Raw genomic sequence first — 23,969 nt, 5'->3', positions numbered from 1 at the left:
CACTGTTTCCGAACTGGGATGGTGAATCGCCCGGCGGCCCGCGTCGAGGCTTTGCGTGCTTGCCGTCATAGTGGTCGTATTGGTCGCGACCTGGCTGTGACCTGGTTGCGTTTCCATGAACGAGGTGAGACGGATCCGAGAGGCCTCCCTCGGGACCCAGCTGTTCGTCCTGCAGATGGTGATCGTGCTGCTCGCCGTCGGCGGCACCGCCGGTGTGTGGGCCGGGCGCACGCGCGACCAGCTCGACGCGCTGCACCAGCAGCGAGCCCTCGCCATCGCGCAGTCGGTGGCCGCGCTGCCGCAGGTGCGGGAGGCGTTCGAGCTCGAACGTCCTGAGTCCGTGCTGCAGCCGCTGGCCATGAGCGTCCAGCACGAGACCGGCGCCGACTACGTGGTGATCGCCAACACCGACCAGCGGCGCTACGCGCACCCGAACTCCGCGCTGATCGGCGAGCGGCTGTCCACCGACGGCGGCCTCGTCCTGCGTACGGGCAGGAGCTGGGTCGGCACCGAGACCGGCACGATCGGCACCACCGTCCGGGGCAAGGCGCCCATCCGCGACGAGTACGGCACGGTCATGGGGCTCGTCTCCGTCGGGGTGCTGGAGACGACCGTCACGAGCCAGGTGGCCCACGCGCTGCCGCCGCTGATCTGGACCGCGCTCGCCGTGCTGCTGGCCGGGCTCGCCCTCGCCGCCCTCATCACCGCGCGGGTGCGCAGGCAGACGTTCGGCCTGGAGCCGCGTGAGATCGCCGCGCTGCTGGAGCAGCGCGAGGGCGTGCTGCATGGCGTCAAGGAGGGTGTGCTCGCGCTCGACCTGGTCGGACGCGTCACGCTGATCAACGACGCCGCCCGCGAGCTGCTCGGCGACGTGGTCATCGCGGCGGGGGAGGACCTCACCCGCCTGCCCGTCTCCGACCGCATGCGTGACGTGCTCGGCGGCGCCGACCCGGGCGAGGACCGCGTCGTGCTGCACGGCGAGCGCGTGCTGGTGCTCAACCGCACCCCGGTGTGGGTACGCGGCCGCCACCGGGGCTGGGTGGTCACCCTGCGCGACCGTACCGAGCTGGTCCGCCTGGCACGCGAGCTTGACGACACCAGCAGCGCGACCGAGGCGCTGCGGGCCCAGGCGCACGAGTTCGCCAACCGGATGCACACCGTCGTCGGGCTGCTCGAGTTGGGCGAGCACGAGGCGGCCGTCAGCTTCATCACCCGGACCACCAGCGGCACGTACGTCGCTGACCTGCGCGAACGCGTCCAGGAGCCGACCCTTGCCGCGCTGCTGCTGGCGAAGTCCGCCGAGGCGGCCGAACGCGGCTCGAGGCTCGTGCTGTCGGACGACTCCCGCGTGCCCGAGGGCGCGATCGGCGACCCGCGCGACGCCGTCCTGGTGGTCGGGAACCTGGTCGCCAACGCCATGGACGCCCTCGACGGCGCCGACGGCACGATCGAGGTGTCGGTACGCGCCGACGCCGGCGGGCTGCACGTCCGCGTGCGCGACTCGGGGCCCGGCATCGCTCCCGACCTGGTCGAGGAGGTCTTCAGGGAGGGCTTCACCACGAAGGCCGCCCATTCAGGGCCGCGCGGCCTCGGCCTGGCCCTGACCCGGCAGGCGTGCCTGCGCCGCGGCGGCTGGGTCCGCGTCCGCAACGCGGGAGGCGCCGTCTTCACGGCGGTGCTCCCCTCGAGGGCGGGCACGTGAGCACGTTCCGGGTGGTCGTCGTGGACGACGACTTCATGGTGGCGCGGATCCACAGCGGCTATGTCGGGCGCGTGCCGGGGTTCGCCGTGGTCGCGGTCGCGCACAACGGGGCAGACGCGCTCGCCGCGGTCGCGGAGCTGCGGCCCGATCTCGTGCTGCTCGACATCTACCTGCCCGACATGTCGGGCCTGGAGGTGCTGAAGGCCCTGCACGACGTGGACGTCCTCGTGATCAGCGCCGCGCGCGACGTGCCGACCGTACGTGAGGCCATGCGCGGCGGCGCGATCAACTACCTGATCAAGCCGTTCGCCGCCGCCGCCCTGACCGAACGCCTCCAGCAGTACGCCGAGACCCGCAGGCGTCTGACGGCCATGGGCCCCGAGGCCCGCCAGGACGACCTCGACCGCCTGTTCGGCACCAGCCCCACGGTCGCTCCCATGCCGAAGGGGTTGTCCGCGGCGACGTGCGCGCTGGTCGTGGATACGTTGCGGGAGGCGGGCCGCGACCTGTCGGCCGCGGAGGTCGCCGAGTTGAGCGGACTGTCGCGGGTGAGCGCCCGCCGCTATCTCGACTACCTGTGCACGGCGGGCCGGGCCGAGTTCTGGCCTCGGTACGGCACAGCGGGACGACCGGAACACCGCTACCGATGGCTATGTTGACACAGCTTCGTAGTCATTCCAGTGACATATGCGGATCTGCGTGCCTTACTGTTGCCTGAGACTTGGCTGCGGACCAGGAGGAGATTGAGGCGTGCCGAACGCCGGACCGATCGAATCACCGACCGACCCGTTCGCCTCGGTGCCGCTGCCCACGTCGGCCAAATCCAGGAAGCCGCGCATCGAAGGGTTGCCGCCCGGGGTCTCCCGGGACATCTTCGGCCCGCAGGGCCGGCAGGACCAGGGGACGGCCGCGGGACCGAGCGCCCCGGGCGGTCCCCCCGGCGGTGGCACGCTGCCCCCGCCGCCGCCTCCTGCACAGCCATGGCCGATGGCGGGCAAGGAGACGCCACCGCGTCCCGTGTTCAGCGACGGGCCGCCGCCCGAGCGGCCGGTGTACGAGCCGGAGCCGCCCAGGCGCCGCCGTCTGCTGCCCGGCCTGGCCGTCCTCGTCCTCCTGCTGGCGACCCTCGCGTACGTCGTGCCTGCCGTGCTCATGTCGGGATCGGTCCTACGCGGCACGCGCGTGGCGGGCGTGGACATCGGCGGTCTCACCGTGACGCAGGCGGCCGAGAAGCTGCGCGACACCCTCGGCGCGGAGCTCAGCAAGCCCGTCACCGTGGAGATCGGCAAGCGGAAGGAGATCCTGCAGCCGGAGGAGGCCGGGCTCGAACTCGACGTCGTCGGCACGATCGGGCAGGCGCCCAGCGGGTTCCCCACGCCGCCGCAGGTGTGGCGCGCCCTCACCGGCACGACCGACCTGCAGCCGAAGATCGGCGTCGACGTCTCCCAGCTCACCCGCGCCGTCGAGGACCTGGCCGAGGCCGTCGACAAGCCGGCGCAGGAAGGCAGGGTGTCCTTCACCGGGCTGGAGCCCAAAGGCCGCAAGCCCGTGGAAGGCGCGATGCTCGACCGCGAGGAGGCCGCCTCCAGAATCCGCGACGCCTTCCTGAGCGGAGGCGGCACCGTGGAGCTCACCCTGCGGCCCGCCGTGCCCGCCACCACCCCCGAGGCCGTCGCGGACGCGGTGAAGCAGGCCAGGCAGGCCGTCTCCGCGCCGATCACGCTGTCCGCCGGCGTCAGGCAGGTACAGCTCCAGCCGGCCGTCCTCGCCGCCCACCTGACGTACGTCTCCGACGGCGAGGGCGGGCTCGCGCCCCGGTTCGACGCCAAGGGGGCGCTGGCCGGGGTGCAGAACGGCCTGGTGGACGCGGCCCGCCAGCCGCGCGACGCGACGTACGAGATCGTCGGCGGCCGGCCCGTCCTCGTGCCGGCGCGCGCCGGGCAGGGGATCGACGAGGCGCGGCTGGCCAAGGACGTGGAGAAGGTCCTCGCCGGAGGCGGCGCCCGTACCGTCGCCGTACGGCTCGGGGCCGTCACCCCGACCGTGCAGACGTCGCAGATCGAGGGGCTCGGCATCAAGGAGCTGGTCAGCTCGTTCACCACGGTGTTCGACTGCTGCCAGGAGCGGGGGAAGAACATCCAGCGGATGGCCCAGGAGCTCGACGGGCACGTGGTCAGGCCGGGGGAGACGTTCTCGCTCAACGACTTGGTGGGCGAGTGGAAGGTCGAGGACGGCTACGTCGAGGCGACGCAGATCGTCCGGGGGCGCATGGCGAACATCGTCGGGGGCGGCGTCGCGCAGGTCGCCACCACGATGTACAACGCGGCGTACTTCGGCGGGTTCGACGACGTGGAGCACCGGCCGGTCGACTACTACACCTCCCGCTACCCGGTCGGCAGGGACGCCGACCTGCTGTACCCGGACATCGACCTCAAGTGGCGCAACGACTCCGAGAACGGCGTGCTGATCAAGGCCGAGGCCACCGGCACGTCCGTCACGATCACGCTGTGGGGCACGAAGCGGTACGACAAGGTCGAAGCCGTCGAGTCGGATCGCCGCGACTTCACCCCGTTCGGCAACGAGACCAGCTCCGACCCCGCGTGCGTGGCGACGACGGGCCAGCAGGGCTTCACGATCGACGTCACCCGCGTCCTCTACCGCAACGGCCAGCCCGTCAAGAAGGACCCGAAGTACACCACGAAGTACGCCCCCCAACCCCGCACCACCTGCACCGGATAACCCCCGACGGTGCCCCCCCGCCCCGCCGACCGGGCTGAGGTCAGAAGGGGAGGGGTGCCGCTCGGTGATGGGGGAGGTCAGGTGGAAGGGGTGAGGGCGAAGAGGCGGTCGTCGCCGGAGTGGGGGGTGCCGCGGCCGTCCATGTTGCTGGTGCCGACCCACAGTTTGCCGTCCGGGGCCACCGCCACCGCGCGGAGGCGGCCGTAGCGGCCCGTGAGGTGGGCAACGGGCCGGCCGGGAGCGCCGTCCGCGGTCAAGGGCACCTGCCACAGCCGCTCGCCGCGCAGCGCCCCCACCCACAGCGAGCCGTTCGCGTACGCCATCCCGGACGGAGACGCCTCGTCCGTGGCCCAGGTGAGAATCGGGTTCACGAAGCGCCGGTCGTCACCGCGCCCCTCGATCACCGGCCAGCCGTAGTTGGCGCCCGGCCGGATCGCGTTGATCTCGTCGTACCTGTTCTGCCCGAACTCCGAGGCGTACAGCCGCCCGGACGGGTCCCACGCGAGGCCCTGGACGTTGCGGTGCCCGTAGCTGAAGACGAGGGTGTCGAACGGGTTGCCGGGCGCGGGCGCCCCGTCCGTGGTCATGCGCAGGATCTTGCCGCCGAGCGAGTCGCGGTCCTGGGCGAGCGAGCCGTCACCGACCTCGCCCGTGGTGGCGTACAGGTACCCGTCGGGCCCGAAGGCGAGCCGCCCGCCGTTGTGGATGCCGCCCTTGGGGATGCCCTGGACGATGACCGTCGGCTCGGACAGGGCGTCACCGGCCAGCCGGTAGCGGACGATCCGGTTGTCGCGGTCGGCCGTGTAGTACAGGAAGACGTGCTCGTCACGCACGGCCACGCCCATCAGGCCGCCCTCGCCGTCGGGCCGCACCCCGTCGATCTTCGCCAGCTCCCGTACGTCCCCGGACGGGCTCACCCGCAGCAGGCGGCCGGTGTCGCGCTCGGTCACCAGCGCGTCGCCGCCGGGCAGGAACGCGATGCCCCACGGCACCGACAGGCTCGTCGCCACGTCCACCGGCGCGCCGGGGGCGGCCTGCGCGGACGCCGCCGACGGCGGCAGCACCTCGCCGCCACCCGCGGAACACGCGGTGAGTACGGCCAGCAGCACGATCGTCCAGAGCTTCCTCATGTGTTCCTTACTTCCCCGGGAGTCGTAAGGTTCTCGGCATGAAGACCTGGGTTGCTTCCGAGGCGGTGGCTGCCGCGCTGTCCGATCTGCCGGGCGTCGAGTGCGTCGTCTTCGACGGGAAGACCGCGATGCCCGACGGCGTCGAGGACGTCGAGGTGTGGATCCCGCCGCTGGTCCCGGTGCCCGACGTGCCGGGCACGCTGGCCAGGATGACCTCGTTGCGACTGTTGCAGACCGTGACCGCGGGCGTGGAGGCGTACCGTCCGCACATGCCGGAGGGCGCGGTGCTGTGCAACGCCCGCGGCGTGCACGACGCGGGCACCGCCGAGTGGGCGGTCGGGGCCATGCTCGCGGTGCTCAGGGAGTTCCCGGGCTTCGTCGACGCGCAGCGGCGCGGCGAGTGGACCTACCACCACACCGGTGTCCTCGCCGACTCGACCGTGCTCATCCTCGGCTACGGCTCCATCGGCGCCGCGCTCGAACGGCGGCTCGCCGGGTTCGAGGTCGAGATCGTCCGCGTGGCGCGCGGCGCCCGAGAGGGCGTGCACGCCATGGACGAGCTGCCCGAACTGCTGCCGTCCGCCGACGTCGTCGTGCTGCTCGTGCCGTCCACGCCCGACACCACGGGCATGGTGGACGCCGCGTTCCTCGCGCGGATGAAGGACGGCGCGGTGCTGGTGAACGCCGCGCGGGGCGGGGTCGTCGACACGGGCGCCCTGCTCGCCGAGCTCCGGAGCGGCAGGTTGCGGGCCGCGCTCGACGTGACCGACCCCGAGCCGCTGCCCGCCGGGCACCCGCTCTGGACCGCTCCGAACGTCCTGATCACCCCGCACGTCGCGGGCAGCACCCCCGCGTCGGTACGGCGCGTGGTCCGTCTCATCCGCGCCCAGCTGGAGCGTTATCTCGCAGGTGACGAGCTGGTGAACATCATCACCGAAGCGTACTGAGGAGATTCCGGACCGTGGCTGGTCCGTGACCTGCGGTGCGTATGGTTGCGCTTGCGGGAAGTTCCTGACTCACTGTCAAGGAGTTCTTGGCGGCGAATGGTCTGTGTGGTTATCAGATCGGTGACGACATCGGCGTTGTCACCACCCGCACACCCACGACCGCTGCACACTGGCGAAGTGATCGACCGGACTTCGGCGGTCGCGGGTGCAGAGTACGAGACGGGATGGGCAACGACTGTGATCCGCTGGCGTGATCCACGGGTGCCGCCGGTCGCCGCGGCGACCGCCGGCGCGGTGGCGTTCGCCGTCGCGTACCTCGCGGGTTCCTCCGCCGTGGTCACCGGCGCGGTCGCGGGAGGCGTCACGGCGCTGATCGCCGCCGCCTCGCTGCTGATCGCCGCGGTCCGGCGCACGGGCCTGCCCCGCGCCGAGGTCTCGGCCGCGCGCTGGATGAGCGGCGGCGCCCTCGTCTGGGCCGCCGGGGTGGCGCTCAGGCCGTTCGCCGAGGGGTTCCTGGTCAGCTTCGCCGACATGTTCGTGCTGACGGGCACGCTCCTGGCGGCGGGTGGCGCGCTGGTGGCCACCGACAGGAAGTTCCCCCCTGGCTCCGCCCTGCGGCGCCTGTCCGACGCCTACCTGTGCACCGCCTCGATCTTCCTCGTCGGCTGGGTCGTGCTGCTGCGGCACGTCTACGCCGACACGGCCGACGCCGGCATGTTCACCCTCACTCTGCTGCCGCCGATGGTCGCGCTGCTGGTGACGTGTGTCGTGCTGCCGCCGCTGGTCACCTGCGCCGCGCCGTCCTGGCTGCTCGGTCTGTCGGGCGGCGGCGTGCTGGCCGCCACGACCGTGGCCGAGCTCGTGACGGCGGTCGAACGCCTGCGCGGCGCCGAGCCGCAGGTATGGACCGTGATGCTCGTGCCCGTCGCGTTCCTGTTGCTCGCGGCCGCCCCCTGGGGGCCGCGAGGCCCCGTCGCCGGGCACGCGCTGGTCCGCCATGCCGTCGCGCTCGCGCCGCTCGTGCTCGTCACCGTGGCCGCCTGCACGATGCTCGCCCACCTCGCCGGCGGCCGGGCCCAGCAGCCCGTGACCGGCGTCGTGGTGGTTTCGGTCTCCGTGGTGCTGCTGCTGCTCGTCCGCCTGTTCGTCGTCTCCGCGCTCAACGCGCGGCTGCGCGCCCAGGTCCGCACCAGCCGGCGTCAGCTCAGGGAGCTCGCCGAGAGTACCGGCGACGTGGTGTTCACCTGCGACTACGACGGTGTCGTCCGCGAGATCGGCCCCAGCGTCGAGGTCACGTACGGCTACCGCCCCGACCAGCTGGTCGGCGGGTCGATCTTCGACTTCGTCCACCCGGAGGACGTCCCTGGCATCCGGCTCGCGATGCGCGCCATGCACCTCGAGGACGGCGACCCGGCGCCGGGCGCGTGCCTGTTCGCCTGCCGCGTGCGCGCGGCCGACGGCACGTGGCGGCCCACCGAGTCGGTCGCCACCCGCCGTGTCGGCGGCGAAGACCTCATGCTGGTGACCACCAGAGACGTCAGCGACGAGGAGGCACTGCGCAACCAGGTCGTCCACCTGACCTTCCACGACGGCATCACCGGCCTGCCCAACCGCTCCTACTTCGAGGAGCGCACCCGTGAGGTGCTGGCCGGCCGCACGTCCACCAACATCGCGGTCATCTTCCTCGACCTCGACGGGTTCACCTCGGTCAACGACTCGGTGGGCCACGCGAGCGGCGACTACCTGCTCGGGCAGGCGGCCCGCAGGCTGCGCGGGGCCGTACGCGCCGACGACACGCTCGCCCGGTGGGGCGGCGACGAGTTCGCGGTGCTCGTGGAGACCGGCGGCGACGCGCAGATCGCGGTCGACCTGGCCGAGCGGCTGGTCCGCGCGGTGTCGCAGGAGCCGTTCCGGGTGGCCGACCGCGACGTGGCGATGACCGCGAGCGTGGGCGTGGCCTTCAGCGAGGACGGCATGCCGGCCGGCGACCTCATCCGTAACGCCGATGCGGCGATGGCGCGCTCCAAGGAGCGGGGCGGGCGTCGGGTCGAGGTGTTCGCGGCGCAGATGCACGCCGACGCCGTACGCCGCCTCGAGCTCGCGGCCGACCTGCAGCGCGCGCTGATCGAGCAGCAGTTCGCCATCGAGTACCAGCCCGTGGTCGACCTGGCCACCTCCCGGGTGACCGCCGTCGAGGCGCTGGTGCGCTGGTGGCGCGGGTCGGTTTTCGTGCCGCCTGAGGACTTCCTCGGCCCGGCCGAGGACACCGGGCTGATCGTGCCGCTCGGCGAGTGGATCCTGCGCGAGGCGTGCCGCGAGGTGGCCGCGTGGCGGGCCTCGTCATGGGACATCGGTCTGTCGCTCAACCTGTCGGCGCGCCAGATCACCGCGCCGCGGTTCGTCGAGACCGTGGAGGAGGCGCTGGCCGAGAGCGGGCTGCCCGCCTCGGCGCTGACCCTTGAGGTGATCGAGGAGATGCTGGTCGAGGACGCCGACGAGACCGTCAGGCGGCTGTCGGAGCTGCGCGCGCTCGGGGTGCGTCTCGCGATCGACGACTTCGGTACGGGCTACGCGTCGCTGGCCTTCCTCCGGCAGCTGCCCGTCGACATGATCAAGATCGACCCGTCGTTCGTCGCCGGGCTCGGCACCGACGACACGCTGACCCTGCTCACCCGGACGATCGTCCGGCTCGGCCACGATCTCGGGCTGATCGTGGTGGCCGAGGGGATCGAGCGTCCCGAGCAGCTCGAACTGCTCAAGCAGATGGGCTGTACGCGGGGTCAGGGGTTCCTGGTGGCGCGTCCGATGGCGGCGCGCGGGGTCGACTCGCTGATGCAGACGAGTCTCACTGTCTGAGACATGTGTCCAAGGAGTTGACACATGTGCGTTCGGAGCGGCTATGGTGTTTGGCATGCTTCGCAGTGAGATTCTCGTAGTACTTCGCCGGCGCGCAGGCCGATAGCGAAGCACGACGACCTGCGCGCCGCCCCAGACCCGCCGCCCGGCGGGACCGGGGCATTTTTTATGTCCTCAAGCGAGCTGCCACGCAAGGAACGAGCCGATGACCGAACGGATGACAGGTGCGCAGGCCCTGGTGCGGGCTTTGGAGCACATGGGAGTCGACACCATGTTCGGGATCCCCGGCGGTGCGATTCTGCCGGCCTACGATCCTCTCTACGACTCGACCAAGGTGCGGCACGTGCTCGTACGGCACGAGCAGGGCGCGGGACACGCGGCCGAGGGCTACGCGCAGGCCACCGGCCGCGTCGGGGTGTGCATGGCGACCAGCGGGCCGGGTGCGACCAACCTCGTGACGCCGATCGCTGACGCGTACATGGACTCGGTGCCGATCGTGGCGATCACCGGGCAGGTGGCGAGTGCGGCCATCGGCACGGACGCTTTCCAGGAAGCCGACATCTCCGGCATCACCATGCCGATCACGAAGCACAACTTCCTGGTGACCGACCCGGCGGACATCGCGCGTACGATCATGGAGGCCTTCCACATCGCCTCGACGGGCCGCCCAGGCCCGGTGCTCGTGGACATCTCCAAGGACGCCCTCCAGGCGGAGACCACCTTCAGCTGGCCGCCCACCATGCAGCTGCCCGGGTACCGCCCGGTCACGAGGCCGCACTCCAAGCAGATCCGCGAGGCCGCCAAGCTGATCGCCGAGTCGCACCGGCCCGTCCTGTACGTCGGCGGCGGCGTGCACAAGGCGGGCGCCTCCGAGGAACTGCTGCAGCTCGCGGAGCTGACGAACATCCCGGTCGTCACGACGCTGATGGCCCGCGGCACCTTCCCCGACAGCCACCCGCAGCACATGGGCATGCCCGGCATGCACGGCAGCGTCTCGGCCGTCGGCGCGCTGCAGCAGTCCGACCTGATCGTCGCGCTCGGCGTGCGGTTCGACGACCGGGTGACCGGCCAGCTGTCGTCGTTCGCGCCCCACGCGAAGATCGTGCACGCCGACATCGACCCGGCCGAGATCTCCAAGAACCGGCACGCCGACGTGCCGATCGTCGGCGACTGCAAAGAGGTCATCGCCGACCTCATCAACGCCGTGCGGGCCGTCGAGACCCAGGGCGACTACGCCGAATGGTGGTCGACGCTCAACGGCTACAAGAAGACGTACCCGCTCGGTTACGAGCCGGCGCCCGAGGGCTCGCTCAGCCCGCAGTACGTCATGGAGCGGCTGAGCTCCATCGTCGGGCCCGACGCCTACTACGTGGCCGGGGTCGGACAGCACCAGATGTGGGCCTCGCAGTTCATCGACTACGAGAACCCCGGCACGTTCATCAACTCCGGCGGCCTCGGCACGATGGGCTTCGCCGTCCCGGCCGCGATGGGCGCCAAGATGGGCCGCCCCGACGCGACCGTGTGGGCCATCGACGGCGACGGCTGCTTCCAGATGACCAACCAGGAGCTGGCCACCTGCACACTGGAAGGCGTGCCGATCAAGATCGCCGTGATCAACAACGGCAACCTCGGCATGGTCCGCCAGTGGCAGACGCTCTTCTACGAGGAGCGGTACAGCAACGTCGACCTGCAGACGACGCGCCGCATCCCCGACTTCGTCAAGCTGGCCGAGGCCTATGGTTGTGTTGGCCTGCGATGCGAGCGTCCCGAGGACGTGGACGCCGTGATCAAGAAGGCCATGGAGATCAACGACGTGCCGGTCGTGGTCGACTTCGTCGTCCACAAGGACGCCATGGTCTGGCCCATGGTCGCGGCCGGCACCAGCAACGACGACATCCAGATCGCCCGTGACATGGCGCCCAGGTGGGAGAACGAAGATGAGTAGGCACACGTTGTCGGTGCTTGTCGAGAACAAGCCGGGTGTCCTCGCGCGCGTGTCGGCGCTGTTCAGCCGGCGTGGTTTCAACATCGACTCGCTGGCCGTCGGGCAGACCGAGCACGACGACATCTCGCGCATCACCATCGTCGTGAGCGTCGAGGAGCTGCCGCTCGAGCAGGTCACCAAGCAGCTCAACAAGCTGGTGAACGTGCTCAAGATCGTCGAGCTCGACCCGGGGCAGTCCGTGCAGCGCGAGCTCATGCTCATCAAGGTCAGGGCCGACGCCGAGACCCGTTCGCACGTGCTCGAGCTCGTCCAGCTCTTCCGTGCGCGGTGCGTCGACGTCGCGGCCGACGCCGTGACCATCGAGGTCACCGGCACTTCCGACAAGCTCGAGGCGTTCGTCAAGGTCCTCGAGCCGTTCGGGATCAAAGAACTCGTCCAGTCGGGCTTGGTGGCCATCGGCCGCGGCGCCCGTTCCATCACCGACCGGTCCCTCAGGGCACTGGACCGCACCGCCTGAAAGGTTTTCAGCAAGTGACCGATATTTACTACGACGACCAGGCCGACCTGTCCATCATCCAGGGACGCCACGTGGCGGTCCTGGGGTACGGCAGCCAGGGTCACGCCCACGCGCTCTCGCTGCGCGACTCCGGCGTTGACGTGCGCGTCGGCCTGCCCGAGGGCTCCAAGAGCCGCGAGAAGGCCGAGAACGACGGCCTGCGCGTGGTCACCCCGGCCGAGGCGGTCGAAGAGGCCAACCTCACGATGATCCTCGCGCCCGACCACATCCAGCGTCACCTGTACACCGAGCACGTCGCCCCCAACCTCGTCGAGGGCGACGCGCTGTTCTTCGGCCACGGCCTCAACATCCGCTACGGGCTCATCGAGGCCCCCGAGGGCGTCGACGTCTGCATGGTCGCCCCGAAGGGTCCTGGCCACCTCGTCCGCCGGCAGTTCGAGGCCGGGCGCGGCGTACCGTGTCTCGTCGCGGTCGAGAAGGACGCCTCCGGCAAGGCACTCGACCTGGCGCTCTCGTATGCCAAGGGCATCGGCGGCACCCGGGCCGGCGCGCTGCGCACCACGTTCAAGGAGGAGACGGAGACCGACCTGTTCGGTGAGCAGGCCGTGCTGTGCGGCGGCGTCTCCGAGCTGATCAAGGCCGGCTTCGACACACTGATCGAGGCCGGCTACCAGCCCGAGATCGCGTACTTCGAGTGCCTGCACGAGATGAAGCTCATCGTCGACCTCATGTACGAGGGCGGCATCTCCAAGATGTACTGGTCGGTCTCCGACACGGCCGAGTACGGCGGCTACACCCGCGGCCCGCGCGTCATCAACGACGAGACCCGTCAGGAGATGCGCCGCATCCTGGCCGAGGTTCAGGACGGCACCTTCGCCCGGCAGCTCGTCGAGGAGTTCGACAGCGGCCAGAAGGAGTTCAAGCGCTACCGCGGTGAGCTCGCCGAGGACGCCATCGAGAAGACCGGCGCCAAGCTCCGTCCGATGATGAGCTGGCTGAAGGCCTGATCAGGCGAACGCGGCGGGCGGGGGCACGTCCCCTGCCCGCCGCTGCTGTTCTCACGGCCGCGGCAGGGCCGCTCTTCTGCCGACCAGCAGCAGCGCGCCGACGGAGGCCACGATCCCGGCGGCGATCACCGGCACGAGGGCCTGCTGACCGGGTCCCTCGAGCACCAGGCCGAACATCGGCGGGCCGAGCAGCGACCCGATGCTGCCCGCCTGGGCGACCATGCCGTTGCCGACGTCGGCGTGGTCGAGACGTTCCAGCACCAGCGGCAGCGTGGCGAAGCCGAGGGCCCCGAGGAAGCCGTTCTCGATCGAGATGACGCCCGCCCCGGCCAGCGCGGCCTGCGTGGAGCCGTGGTCGCCGAACATGAGCCAGGCGGCCGGCAGGGTGAGCAGCCCGGCGAGCGCCAGGACACCGACGCGGGAGCCGCGCCGCAGCAGCATGCCGACGGCCAGCCCGCCGAGGGCGCTGAGCACGGAGATCACCGACGTGACCGCGCCGGCGGAGGCGGCCGAGTACCCGTGCTGCTCGGCCAGCAGCGTGGGCAGCAGCACGACCACCGGGATGGTCATCAGCACGGCCAGGCCGAAGGCCGCGGCGAGCATGCCCGGCCAGGCCAGCGCACCCGTACGGGGGACGGGCCCGGCGGCCGCCTGAAGGCCGGATCCGCGCGGCAGGCGTACGCGTACGACGAGCGCCATGACGAGCGTGAGGGCGGCGAGGACCCCGATCCAGCCCCGCCAGCCGAGAGCGGCCCCGATCGCGCCTCCAGCCAGTGTGCTCGCGCCCAGGCCCACTGCGACGAACGTGGCCCAGACGGACAGCGCGGTGCCGCGGTCGCGCTCGTGGGCGAGACGTGCGATCAGCGCCGGGCAGGCGATGGTCACCAGGAGATACCCGATGCCCTCGAGACCCCGGGCGACCAGCAGCCAGGCGTAGCCGCCGGCGCCGGCGCCCGCCGCGCTCGCCACCGCGAGCAGCACCAGCCCGGTGACCAGCGACCGCTCGGCGCCGTGGCGGCGGACGAGGTAGCCGGCGGGTAAGCCGGCGACGGCCCCGACGCCGACCACCGTGGAGATCACCCAGCCCAGCTGCGACAGCGACAGCCCCAGCTCGGCCGCCACCGCCGGCCCGACCGGGGCGAACTTGCCGAGACTCATGGCCGCGACGACCCCGCCGAGGTAGGTGACGGCGATCGTGCCCCAAGGGGTGCGCGACTGCGCCGAGGTGCCTGGTGCCGACGAGGTGTCCATCATGGGCTCCTTCAGCCAGTGCGTCCCTGTGATTCTGGCCGCTGCGCACGGCCCGCGCCACCGCATTCCCCGGGGACAACCGGTTGTGATCCTCGGCCCGCGGCCCAACAATCGCCGCCATGATCCCCATCGCTCCTCACCCTCACCTGACCGCGAAGCCCGTACGCGACAAGGCGCTCTGCTACATCGTCAGGGACGGTCGGCTGCTCGTCTTCCGGCACGTCGACCACAGCTGGGAAGAGGTCGGGGTCCAGGTGCCGGCGGGCACCGTCAGGGTGGGGGAGGAGCCGGGGGACGCCGCTCTTCGGGAGGCGCGGGAGGAGACCGGGCTCAGCGCGTTCACTGTGGTGCGCAAGCTCGGCGTGACCCGCTACGACATGACCCCGTACCGCGCCGAGGTGCAGCGCCGCCACGTCTTCCAGTTGGCGCTGGAGGAGCCCGCGCCCGAGCGGTGGTTCAGCTCTGAGCGGCATGACGGGGTGGGGGAGCCGACCCGCTTCGAGTGCTTCTGGATCCCGCTGGAGCATGCCCACGTGCTGCAGTCGGGTCAGGGGACGCTGCTCCACCGCCTCTTCGAACCGCACCGGCCGGAAGCGTGATAATAATACCGGTATTATTATCGAGCGAGGAGGGGCCGTGATCGAGCTCAAGTCCGTCGGGGAGATCGACGCCATGCGGGAGGCGGGGCGGGTGGTCGCCGCCGTCCACGGGGCCGTGCGGGAGCGGGCCGCCGTCGGCGTCTCGCTCAAGCAGCTGGACGAGGTGGCGCGGACGGTCATCGAGGAGGCGCGGGCCGGGGCGTCGTTCCTCGGGTACCACCCGTCGTTCGGCGCGATGCCCTACCCCGGGGTGATCTGCACCTCGGTCAACGGGGTCATGCTGCACGGGCTGCCCTCGCCGTACCGGCTGCGTGACGGCGACCTCGTCAGCATCGACTGCGCCGCCTACGTCGACGGCTGGCACGCCGACGGCACGGTCAGCTTCGTGGTCGGGCAGCCGCGCGAGGAGGACCTCAAGCTGATCAAGGTCGCCGAGGAGACGCTCGCCGCGGGCATCGAGGCGGCCGTGCCGGGCGGCCGGATGGGCGACATCGGGCACGCCATGTCCACCGTCGGGCGCGGCGCCGGCTACGGGATGCAGAACGACTTCGGCGGCCACGGCATCGGCCGGGCGATGCACGAGTCGCCGTTCGTCCCCAACGAGGCCACCAGGGGGCGTGGGCTGCGGCTGCGGCCCGGCCTGGTGATCGCGATCGAGCCGAGCCTCATGGCCGGCGGCGGCGACGAGTACGTCATGGACTCCGACGGCTGGTCGGTGTGCTCGGCCGACGGCAGCAGGAGCGTGCACGTCGAGCACACCGTCGCCGTCACCGAGGACGGCCCGGTCATCCTCACCCTGCCGTAGTCGGGCGTGCCCAGAAGGCGGCATGCCGGGCTCCGCCGCATGGGCGCGGGTGGACCTCGTGACGAGCCCCAGTGCTTGCCACGCTTTGGTGTATTTTCCCGCGCTTATGTCCACGATCTGGCTCCTGGTGGCGCACGCCCGGTACGGCATTTGTTGCGAGGTATGCGCCAAGGTCATCCACCGGTTGTCGCAGTGGTGGCAGATGATCAACCGCAGGCATCGTGAGGTCAAGGAGACCGGTCTGTACGTCCCTTCGGTCAAAGGAAGGGATCGTCCTCGTCAAAGCAGAAATCTTGGCGTTTGTCGGAGATACCTCGAGGGCAAATCTTCCTCCGTTAGCTACGTAGCGTAGCCAAGAGGTAACAAAGGGGAACGACAATGTACAAGCACGGACTCGTCCTCGCCGGAGTCGTCGGCGGGATGGTGATGTTCAGTGGCTCCGCGCTCGCCTCGGCCACCAACTGGCCCCAGGACCACCACGACCGTCAGCACGATGTCCTGATCTACCAGAACTGTGGCGAGGACTGCAGCATCGGCGGGCGGCACGGTTACTCGGCCGAGGACCTGGAGGACCTGAACGCGCTGGGCGAGGAGGGCCTGCTCGGCAGTCTCCTCGAAGGGGCGCTCGGCGCGCTCTGAGGATCTTGAACAAGGGGCTCATCCGTTGGGGTGGGCCCCTTGGCCTTTTTCTGGGCGGTTTTCGGTGTGCCCGCGTCGCGGACCCGGCCGCGGGCCTGGTGCGGGAAACAGGCGCGGCCGGGTCCGCCGGGAAGGAGCGCGGGGTGTGCGGTGGGGTACCGGCTTGGAGGTGGGCCGGTGCTGAGCCCGGCGCTCCGTGGTCTACGGCGGTTACGTTGATTCTGCCGCCGCAAGTCGGTTATGTATGGAAATCCCACCCCAAACTTGGAGCTCCAGGTTTGGAATCCGGCTCAGCTGGGTAAGCCCCAGCGTCCCGTTCCGCGTCGTGTCGCGTTCAACCAGGTCAGCACTGCACCGGCTTCAGCCACGAGCACTCGAGGTCGCCCGACGAGGTCGGCTCGGCCACGCGCAGTGAGCTCACGTCAGAGGTGCCCGCCGTCCGCGAGAACTGTGCGAGCCGTACGGCGATCTTGTCCTCGATGTCCTTGGGCGAGCCCGACAGGTACTGGTTGAGCATGATCGAGAAGACCAGCGGCTCGCCGTCCGCGCTGGTGACGTAGCCCGACAGCGCCGTGACACCGGTCAGCGAGCCCGTCTTGGCCCGGACGTTGTTCGCCGCGGCGGTGTTCTGCATCCGGCTGCGCAGGGTGCCCCCCACGAAGCGCTCGTTGTTGCCGGCCACGGGCAGCGCGTCGTACCAGGTGGTGAACCACGGCTTGTCCCGCAGGGACGCCAGGAACGTCGCGATCGAGCTCGGCGAGAAGCCGTCGCGGCGCGAGAGCCCCGAGCCGTCCCGCATGTTGATCACCTCGGCGCCGTTCGCCTTCGCGAAGTCGGTGACGACCTTGAGCCCGGCCGCCCACGTGCCCTGGCCGGCCGCCTTGCGGCCCATCGCCTTGGTGAGGATCTCCGCGTGGATGTTGTTGCTCAGCTTCAGGAACGGCACCAGCAGCTCACTCAGCGGCATCGACTCGTGCTTGGCCAGCTCCTTGGCCCCCTCGGGGGCCGCGCCGGAGGTGGTCGCGCCGATCACCTTCACGCCGTGCTTCTTCAGCGCCTCGCGGAACAGTGAGGCCGCGTACGCCGTGGGGTCGTCCACGGCCACCCACTCCTGGTACGAGCCCGCGACGGTGCCGGTGATCACCACCGTGTTGGTGGCGTGCTGCCGCTCGATGAGCACGTCGGTGCTGTCGCCCACGGTGGCCCGGTTGACGATCTTGAGGTAGTCGGTCTGCGGCGTGGTGGTCACCTTGACCTTGCCGTTCTCGGCCGCCACGGAGACGATCACGGAGCCCGCGTCGTAGTCGCGGTCGGGCGACGCGGTCAGGGCCGAGATCGGCGCCGCGTAGTACGCGGTCTCGTCGTCCCAGGCCCAGTCGTTGCCGAGCCGCTGGCCGTCGAACCACGTGTCGTCGGCCACCAGCTTGCCGGTGACCACCTTCACGCCCGCCTTGGCCACCGCGGCGGCCAGGGCGTCGTAGTCCTCGGCCAGCATCGTCGGGTCGCCGGTGCCGCGCAGCACCAGGTCGCCGGTCACCACCGAGCCCGCCTTGCGGCCGGAGTGCAGCACGGTGGTGGGGAAGCGGTAGTCGAGGCCGAGCGTCTCCGCCGCCGCGGCCGAGGTGAACAGCTTGGTGTTGGAGGCGGGGGTGAGCTGCTTGCCGGCGTCGGTGGCGTACAGGTCCTCGCCGGTCTGGGCGCTCCTGACGACCACGCCCGCGCGGGCGATGGTGAGCCGGGAGTCGCTGAGGATCTGGTTGATGTCCTGGGTGAGGTCCGCCACGCCCACGGAGGGGTCGAGGGCGACGGCGGGGGAGGAGGGTCCGGATGCCCACGCGAGGGCCGCGACGAGCGCGCCCGCGACGAGGGAGGCTGAGGTGCGCCGCATGGGTTCTCCAAGGTCGACTGGGGGATCGCCTGCAGCATGAACCACCGCAGTCAGCCTGTGATCCGCAAATCTCCGTATTTATCTGGATTTGCGGAGGTGTTAGGAAGGTTCGTCAGACGTCACGAGGAAGCCGCAGTCGCCGAACGAGATCTCGTCGCCCGACTTCACCCGCGCCGGACCCACCAGCCGCCACCCGTTGAGCCGGGTGCCGTTGAGCGAGCCGAGGTCGACCAGCATCCACCCGCCGTCGCCCTCGCGCCGCAGCTCGGCGTGGACGCGGGAGACCGTCAGGTCGGACAGGACGAGATCGCAGGCCGACCCGCGGCCCACGACGTAGCGGGGGCGGTCGTCGTCGGGCAGCGCGAGCCGCGGCAGGCGCGGCTTGCGCCAGGCGGACTGCAGCCTCGTGGTGAACTCCGACACCGAGGAGACGGTGTCCGTCAGCCGCTGCCGGAACGTCGGCTTCTGCGGCAGGTCGGCCACCAGTTCGTCGAGTTCCTGCCGGTTGCGGGCGCGCAACGCCTGGTCGACCCGGCCGACGAAGGTGTCGTGAGAGATGCGGCCCTCCGCCGCCCGGTCTCTGAGCTCGTCGATCGCCCGGTCGCGGTCCCCGTCGGAGGCGCGAAAGGGCGGATGCGTGGAACTCATGTAGGGAGTATCGGCCCGATCCCGGCCCGTGTCCAGAATACGCGGATCTGCTTGCGTCGTGCATACGCAGTATGCATACTCAGTATCCATGTCGATCAGACACGGTCTCCTGGCGCTGCTGAACGGCGGACCGCGCTACGGCTACCAGTTGCGCACCGAGTTCGAGGCGTCGACGGGCGCCACCTGGCCGCTGAACATCGGGCAGGTCTACACCACCCTGGCGCGGCTCGAACGCGACGGCCTCGTGACGCCGAACGGCGCCGACGAGCAGGGCCGCGCGCTGTACGCGATCACCGACGCCGGTCGCGCCGAGCTGGAACGCTGGTTCGCCACCCCGGTCGCGCAGAGCGACCGGCCCAGGGACGAGCTCGCCATCAAGATCGCGATGGCCGTGGCGGGCGCCGACGTCGATGTCGGCGCCGTCATCCACAACCAGCGCATGGCCACCATGCGCGCGCTGCAGGACCTCACCCGCGCCAAGCGGGCCGCCACCGGGGTCGCGCAGAGCCTGGTCGTCGACGGGCTGATCTTCAAGGCCGAGGCGGAGCAGCGCTGGCTCGACCACTGCGAGGCCGTGGCGCGGACGTCCAAGGAGAAGAACGTATGACTGTGGTGAAGTTACGCGACGTGACCCGCGTGCACGGCCAGGTGCGGGCACTGGGAGGCGTGAGCCTTGAGGTGTCGGCCGGCGAGCTGGTCGCCGTCATGGGCCCGTCGGGGTCGGGCAAGTCGACGCTGCTCAACCTGGCCGGCGGCCTCGACCGGCCCACCTCCGGCGCCGTGGAGATCGAGGGCCGCGACCTCGCCGCCGTGCGCGACCTGGCCGCCGTGCGCCGCCGCAGCGTCGGGTACGTCTTCCAGGACCTCAACCTGATCCCGTCCCTGACCGCCGCCGAGAACGTGATGCTGCCGAGGGAGTTCGACGGCGTGCCGGCGCGCCGGGCCCGTACGGAGGCCATGGTCGCGCTCGCCGAGGTCGGCGCCGAGGAGACGGCGGGACGCTTCCCCGAGGAGCTGTCCGGAGGACAGCGCCAGCGCGTCGCCATCGCCAGGGCGCTGGCGGGGGAGCGGCGGCTGCTGCTGGCCGACGAGCCGACCGGCGCCCTCGACACCGCCACCGGCGACGAGATCCTGCGGGTGCTCCGCTCCCGCTGCGACGAGGCGGGCGCGGCGGTGCTGCTCGTCACCCACGAACCGCGCTACGCGGCCTGGGCCGACCGGGTGATCTACCTGCGCGACGGCCTGATCGTCGACGCGGCGGACGTCCGGCTGGAGAGCGCCCGATGATCCCCGTGCTCGTCGCCGCGCTGCGCGTCTCGCGAAGGGACGCGCTGCGCGCCAAGGGACGTACGGCGCTGATCATGGTGATGATCGGGCTGCCGGTGCTCCTGATCACGGCAGTGCTCACCAGCAACGCCACGACGGACGTGTCGCCGAGGGAGAGGCTGGACTCGGTGCTGGGCTCGGCCGACGCCCGCCTGGTGACGCTGCCGTTACGCACCCCGGTGAAACAGGACCTGTCCGCGGAATACGTGCGGCAGCCCAAGGCCCCTCGCCCCGACCGGCAGTGGACGCCTGCCGAGATCGGCCGCCTGATCCACGGTCGCCTGCTCCGTTACCAGCAGAACGCCACCGAGGTCCGGGTGAACGGCGGTTACGACCGGGTGGAGGCGCTGGAGGTGGATCTGCGCGACCCCATGACCCGGGGCATGCGGACGCTGGTGGAGGGCAGGTTCGCCGCCGCGGCCGGCGAGGTCGCGGTATCGCCGGCGCTGACGGACCTGGGCGTGCGAGTCGGGGACACGCTGGCGGTGACTCGCCAGGACCGGCCACTGCGCGTGGTCGGCGTGGTGCAGAATCCCAACCGCCCGGGCCGCGCCGAGTTGGTGGGCCTGCCGGAGAGCGTGCTCGGCCACCAGAACGACGGCAACAGCAGCGGCTGGCTCGCCGACACCTCCGCCCCCGTGCTGCGCGCGGACGTCCGGCGGCTGAACCAGGCGGGCCTGGCCGTGTATTCTCGCGAGCTGATCGAGCGGGCGCCGCGCGGCGGCGCCGACGACTGGCGCGGGTTCGGACTCTCGATCGGGCCCCCGGAGGAGCGGCTCATCGGGCTCGGCGTCGGCGTCGTGATCGTCGTCGCGGAGACCGCCCTGTTGGCAGGGCCGGCCTTCGCGGTCGGGCTCCGGCGACGGCGCAGGGAACTGGCCGTGCTCGCCGCCCAGGGCGTCTCCGGACGGCAGCTCAAGGCCGTGGTGCTGGCCGACGGGTTGGTCCTGGGCGGGGCGGCGGTGCTGGTCGGGGTCGTTCTCGGCGTCTTGACGGGTATGGCGGTGCAGTCGGCCGGTGCACGGTGGATGGACTGGACGCAGGGCCCGCTCGATGTCCCGTGGCTGCAGGTGCTCGCCACGGCCGCGCTCGGTGTGGTCAGCGGGCTGACGGCCGCGCTGGTGCCCGCGGTCCAGGCGAGCAGGCAGAGTCCCGCGCAGGTGCTGACGGGGCGCGCGGGGGTCGATCCGCCGGGCCGTGCCGGACGCCCCGTGCTCGGGACCGTCCTGGTGGTGCTCGGGGCGGGCGGATGCTTCGTCGCCGCACGTCGCGACCAGCTCGCGGTCAGCGTCGCCGCCGTGGTCCTCGGATTGGGCCTGATCGCGCTGATGCCCCTGGTGATCCGGAGCACCGGCCGGCTGGCCGGTCGCCTGCCGCTCCCGCTGCGCCTGGCCGTCCGCGACGCCTCCCGCCACCGTGTCCGTACGGCCTCCGCCGCCGGGGCGGTCATGGCGGCCACGATGACGGCGGTCGCCCTGGGGTTGTTCGCCGCGAGCTCGGCCGCCCAGCGCGAGGCCGGCCGCACCTCCCTGGTGCCCCTCGACACGCTGACCGTCGGCGTCAGGGTGTCGCAGAGTGACGAGCACTGGTCGAGGCTGCGGGAGGAGACGGAGCGCCTGCTTCCCGGCACACCGACGGTCCCAGGGATGGTGGCGACGAATCACAGGGGAGAGGAGCTCGATCTGAGGCCGGCCCGTGCCGACCGGCAGTGCACGGGGGGCCAGCGTTGCCGTCCCGTGTGGGAATGGCCCGTCGTGGTCGGCGACGAGAAGCTGTTGAGGTCGCTCCTTCGGCGCGACGACCAGCGGGCCGCGGCGGCGCTGGCACGGGGCGATGCCGTGGCGTTCGGCCCCGAACTCGTCCACGACGGCACGATCGAGCTGGCGGTCGGCGTGCTGGGCGCTGACTCGTTCGGTGGTGGCCAGGTCAGGACTCTGACGCTCCCGGCCGTGGTGGCGACGCCGGCGGAGGCCGCGCAGAGCGGCGTCCTGATCGGGGAGTCCGCCCTGAAGGCCGCCGGCTTACGGACGGCCGAGCGACGCCTCTACGCAGCCGGCGTGACCGCCGACCGGGACAGCCTGTGGCGCGCCCTGGACGCCGTGTCCGCCGGCGTGTACGTCGACGTGGAGCGCCGCTGGGACGAGGACACCGTACCCGTACTGTTCCTGATGCTCGGCGCCGCGATGGTGCTGGTGCTCGGGGGCACGTTCGCGGCCACCGGGCTGGCGGCGGCCGACATGCGGCAGGATCTGGACACCATGTCCGCGGTCGGCGCGCCACCGCGCGTGCGCAGGTTCGTCGTGGCCGCCCAGGCCGCGTACATCTCCGGGCTGGGGGCCGCTGTCGGGCTGGCAGGGGGCACCGTCGCCGGCGCGGCGATGATCCGGGCGGGCCGGAACGCCGGCGGCCTGGGGTGGCGACCGAGCGAACCGGAGATCTTCGACATCCCCTGGGTCTTCCTGGCGGGGCTGGTGGTGGGGCTGCCGCTGCTGGCCGCGCTGATGGCGGGGGCGTTCACGCGGACGCGGCAGGCGCGGGCGCGGCGGGTGGGGTGAGGCGGTACTTCAAGGTCATCAGCACGGACAGGAAGATGATCACCGCGGGGACGGCGGTCTGGCCGACCAGCACCGCCGTCACCGCGCTGTCCGGCTGCGTCACCGGGCGGGTCGGGTCCGACTCGACGAAGCCGCCGATCGACAGGATCACGCCGAAGACGAGGGCGCCGAAGGAGCTGACCCCGCTCTCCAGGGCCGTCCACAGCCCGGTCAGCACGCCGGCCCGCCGCCTGCCCGTGCCGGCCGCGTCCACCGCGATCACGTCGGCCAGCATCGAGAACTGCAGCAGCTGCACCCCGGCGATCCCCACGCCGACCAGGAGGATCGCCACATGGGCGTAGAGGGCGCCGAGCAGCGGGGTGGCCATGGCCGCCGCCGTGCCGCCACCGAACAGGAGCGCGGCCAGGACCATCGCGCCGCGCTTGTCGAACCGCTTGGACAGGCGCACCCACAGCGGCATGGTCAGCAGCATCGGCCCGACCAGGGCCGCGAACAGCGTCTGCGTGGACTGCGGGTCGCCCAGGGTGTAGGCCGCGAAGTACGGCGCGGCGGCCAGCATCATGCTGACCGCCAGTCCCTGCGTGCAGGCCAGCACGGTGATCCACAGGAACGCGGAGTTGCCCCTGATCGCCGCGGCCTGCTCGCGCCAGCCGCCCCGGTCGGGCTCGGGGGCGCCGGTCATGGGGGCGCGGGCGGTGCCGAAGAACGTGCCGAGCATGGCGAGCAGCATGATCACCGCGATGGTGAGCCCCATCGTCCGGTAGCTCGCCAGCGAGCCCTCGTCGCCCTGGCTCGTGACGATCGCCGGGGCGAGGACGCCGCTGACGGCGGTGCCCGCGCCGATGAAGATCATCCGCCACTGGAGCAGCGACGTCCGCTCGTGGTAGTCGTGCGTCATCTCGCCCGGCATCGCCTTGTACGGCACCTCGAACAGCGCGTACGCCGTCGCCGTCGCCATGAAGCAGGCCCCGACGTACAGTGCCGCGGGGGCGCCCTTCAGCGGCGGCCCGGCGAAGACCAGCGCGAACACGACCGGCAGCGTGCAGGCGCCGGCGAGCAGCCACGGACGGCGGGGCCCGAGACGCGAGCGGGTGCGGTCGGACCAGCGGCCGACCAGCGGGTTGACGAACAGGTCCCAGATCTTGGGCGCGGTCACGACCACCCCCGCCAGCCAGGCGGGCACGGCCAGGAAGTTCGTCATGTAGTAGAGCAGCAGGAGCCCGGGCACGGCGTTGACGGTGGCCGTGCAGAAGGAGCCCACGCCGTACCCCAGGCGCACGCTCCGGGGGACGGTCGCGGCCGGTGTGATCATGACCTCATTGAAGCGAAGCCCCGGCACGACCGGTAGGGCCCACTTTCGCGGGCCCTGCGGTTGTCACGTCGGCGGCAGGGCCCGCTTGCGCGGGCCCTGAGCG

General features: G+C 71.4%; 19 protein-coding genes. 14 read left to right on the top strand and 5 right to left on the bottom strand.

What is annotated here, in order from left to right; all coding sequences use genetic code 11:
• The first annotated feature begins 124 nt into the window (after positions 1–124).
• The 3 genes from BLR04_RS06470 to BLR04_RS06460 all read left to right on the top strand — a co-directional run bounded on the left by BLR04_RS06470 (position 125) and on the right by BLR04_RS06460 (position 4,441).
• The gene (locus BLR04_RS06470) at positions 125–1,702 is read left to right on the top strand and encodes an ATP-binding protein (RefSeq protein WP_425413429.1); all 1,578 of its coding nucleotides are present in this window, start codon (positions 125–127) and stop codon (positions 1,700–1,702) included.
• A complete protein-coding gene (locus tag BLR04_RS06465; RefSeq protein WP_090760524.1) occupies positions 1,699–2,361 on the top strand; it encodes a response regulator in 663 nt (220 codons plus the stop codon). The genes BLR04_RS06470 and BLR04_RS06465 overlap by 4 nt, the downstream gene beginning before the upstream one ends.
• Positions 2,362–2,452: 91 nt before the next feature.
• Positions 2,453–4,441: a VanW family protein gene (locus tag BLR04_RS06460; protein WP_090760523.1), complete on the top strand. Its 1,989-nt coding sequence runs from the start codon at positions 2,453–2,455 to the stop codon at positions 4,439–4,441.
• Between the two features lie 77 nt (positions 4,442–4,518).
• On the opposite strand, the gene BLR04_RS06455 is transcribed toward BLR04_RS06460, so the two are convergent.
• The gene (locus BLR04_RS06455) at positions 4,519–5,571 is read right to left on the bottom strand and encodes a PQQ-dependent sugar dehydrogenase (RefSeq protein ID WP_090760521.1); all 1,053 of its coding nucleotides are present in this window, start codon (positions 5,569–5,571) and stop codon (positions 4,519–4,521) included.
• A 38-nt stretch (positions 5,572–5,609) separates the two neighbouring features.
• On the opposite strand from BLR04_RS06455, the gene BLR04_RS06450 reads away from it, so the two are divergent.
• From BLR04_RS06450 to ilvC, 5 genes are all read left to right on the top strand, one after another.
• Positions 5,610–6,518: a 2-hydroxyacid dehydrogenase gene (locus tag BLR04_RS06450; protein ID WP_090760519.1), complete on the top strand. Its 909-nt coding sequence runs from the start codon at positions 5,610–5,612 to the stop codon at positions 6,516–6,518.
• Between the two features lie 237 nt (positions 6,519–6,755).
• Positions 6,756–9,374 (top strand): putative bifunctional diguanylate cyclase/phosphodiesterase, encoded by a 2,619-nt coding sequence (locus BLR04_RS06445; RefSeq protein ID WP_245740052.1) that lies wholly within the window; start codon positions 6,756–6,758, stop codon positions 9,372–9,374.
• 205 nt (positions 9,375–9,579) lie between these two features.
• Complete coding sequence (locus BLR04_RS06440) at positions 9,580–11,319, top strand: acetolactate synthase large subunit (RefSeq protein WP_090760515.1); 1,740 nt, start codon at positions 9,580–9,582, stop codon at positions 11,317–11,319.
• A complete protein-coding gene (gene ilvN / locus BLR04_RS06435) occupies positions 11,312–11,836 on the top strand; it encodes an acetolactate synthase small subunit (RefSeq protein ID WP_090760513.1) in 525 nt (174 codons plus the stop codon). Before BLR04_RS06440 ends, ilvN begins: the two co-directional genes overlap by 8 nt.
• Before the next feature lie 23 nt (positions 11,837–11,859).
• Positions 11,860–12,843 (top strand): ketol-acid reductoisomerase, encoded by a 984-nt coding sequence (gene ilvC, locus BLR04_RS06430; protein WP_090760825.1) that lies wholly within the window; start codon positions 11,860–11,862, stop codon positions 12,841–12,843.
• Between the two features lie 51 nt (positions 12,844–12,894).
• Here ilvC and BLR04_RS06425 read toward each other — a convergent pair whose 3' ends face one another.
• Positions 12,895–14,097, bottom strand: a complete 1,203-nt coding sequence (locus BLR04_RS06425; RefSeq protein ID WP_218128731.1) for an MFS transporter — start codon at positions 14,095–14,097, stop codon at positions 12,895–12,897.
• Between the two features lie 116 nt (positions 14,098–14,213).
• Here BLR04_RS06425 and BLR04_RS06420 point away from each other — a divergent pair, with 116 nt between their 5' ends.
• From BLR04_RS06420 to BLR04_RS06410, 3 genes are all read left to right on the top strand, one after another.
• Positions 14,214–14,693, top strand: a complete 480-nt coding sequence (locus tag BLR04_RS06420; RefSeq protein ID WP_090760510.1) for an NUDIX hydrolase — start codon at positions 14,214–14,216, stop codon at positions 14,691–14,693.
• A gap of 37 nt (positions 14,694–14,730) precedes the next feature.
• The gene (map, locus tag BLR04_RS06415) at positions 14,731–15,498 is read left to right on the top strand and encodes a type I methionyl aminopeptidase (RefSeq protein WP_090760508.1); all 768 of its coding nucleotides are present in this window, start codon (positions 14,731–14,733) and stop codon (positions 15,496–15,498) included.
• Between the two features lie 378 nt (positions 15,499–15,876).
• Positions 15,877–16,137 carry a hypothetical protein gene (locus tag BLR04_RS06410; RefSeq protein ID WP_090760506.1) on the top strand — a complete coding sequence of 87 codons (261 nt, stop codon included), beginning with the start codon at positions 15,877–15,879 and terminating at the stop codon, positions 16,135–16,137.
• Positions 16,138–16,480: 343 nt separating this feature from the next.
• On the opposite strand, the gene dacB is transcribed toward BLR04_RS06410, so the two are convergent.
• Positions 16,481–18,025, bottom strand: a complete 1,545-nt coding sequence (dacB, locus tag BLR04_RS06405) for a D-alanyl-D-alanine carboxypeptidase/D-alanyl-D-alanine endopeptidase (protein WP_090760504.1) — start codon at positions 18,023–18,025, stop codon at positions 16,481–16,483.
• A gap of 99 nt (positions 18,026–18,124) precedes the next feature.
• Positions 18,125–18,673, bottom strand: a complete 549-nt coding sequence (locus tag BLR04_RS06400; RefSeq protein ID WP_090760501.1) for an FHA domain-containing protein — start codon at positions 18,671–18,673, stop codon at positions 18,125–18,127.
• Positions 18,674–18,761: 88 nt separating this feature from the next.
• Between BLR04_RS06400 and BLR04_RS06395 the strand changes: the two genes are divergently transcribed.
• From BLR04_RS06395 to BLR04_RS06385, 3 genes are read left to right on the top strand one after another with little or no spacing between them, the layout of a single operon-like run.
• Positions 18,762–19,280 carry a PadR family transcriptional regulator gene (locus BLR04_RS06395; RefSeq protein WP_090760499.1) on the top strand — a complete coding sequence of 173 codons (519 nt, stop codon included), beginning with the start codon at positions 18,762–18,764 and terminating at the stop codon, positions 19,278–19,280.
• Entirely contained in the window at positions 19,277–19,960 is a 684-nt protein-coding gene (locus BLR04_RS06390; protein ID WP_090760497.1) for an ABC transporter ATP-binding protein, read from the top strand. Before BLR04_RS06395 ends, BLR04_RS06390 begins: the two co-directional genes overlap by 4 nt.
• Positions 19,957–22,554, top strand: coding sequence for an FtsX-like permease family protein (locus BLR04_RS06385; RefSeq protein ID WP_090760495.1), 2,598 nt, complete (start codon positions 19,957–19,959; stop codon positions 22,552–22,554). The genes BLR04_RS06390 and BLR04_RS06385 overlap by 4 nt, the downstream gene beginning before the upstream one ends.
• On the opposite strand, the gene BLR04_RS06380 is transcribed toward BLR04_RS06385, so the two are convergent.
• On the bottom strand, positions 22,514–23,866 hold the full coding sequence (locus BLR04_RS06380; RefSeq protein ID WP_090760493.1) for an MFS transporter: 1,353 nt from the start codon (positions 23,864–23,866) through the stop codon (positions 22,514–22,516). The two genes, BLR04_RS06385 and BLR04_RS06380, sit on opposite strands and share 41 nt — an antisense overlap.
• Between the last annotated feature and the right edge of the window lie 103 nt (positions 23,867–23,969).

This window comes from Nonomuraea maritima, assembly GCF_900100395.1.
GTDB lineage: Bacteria > Actinomycetota > Actinomycetes > Streptosporangiales > Streptosporangiaceae > Nonomuraea > Nonomuraea maritima.
This window is presented reverse-complemented; position numbering and strand designations above follow the sequence as displayed.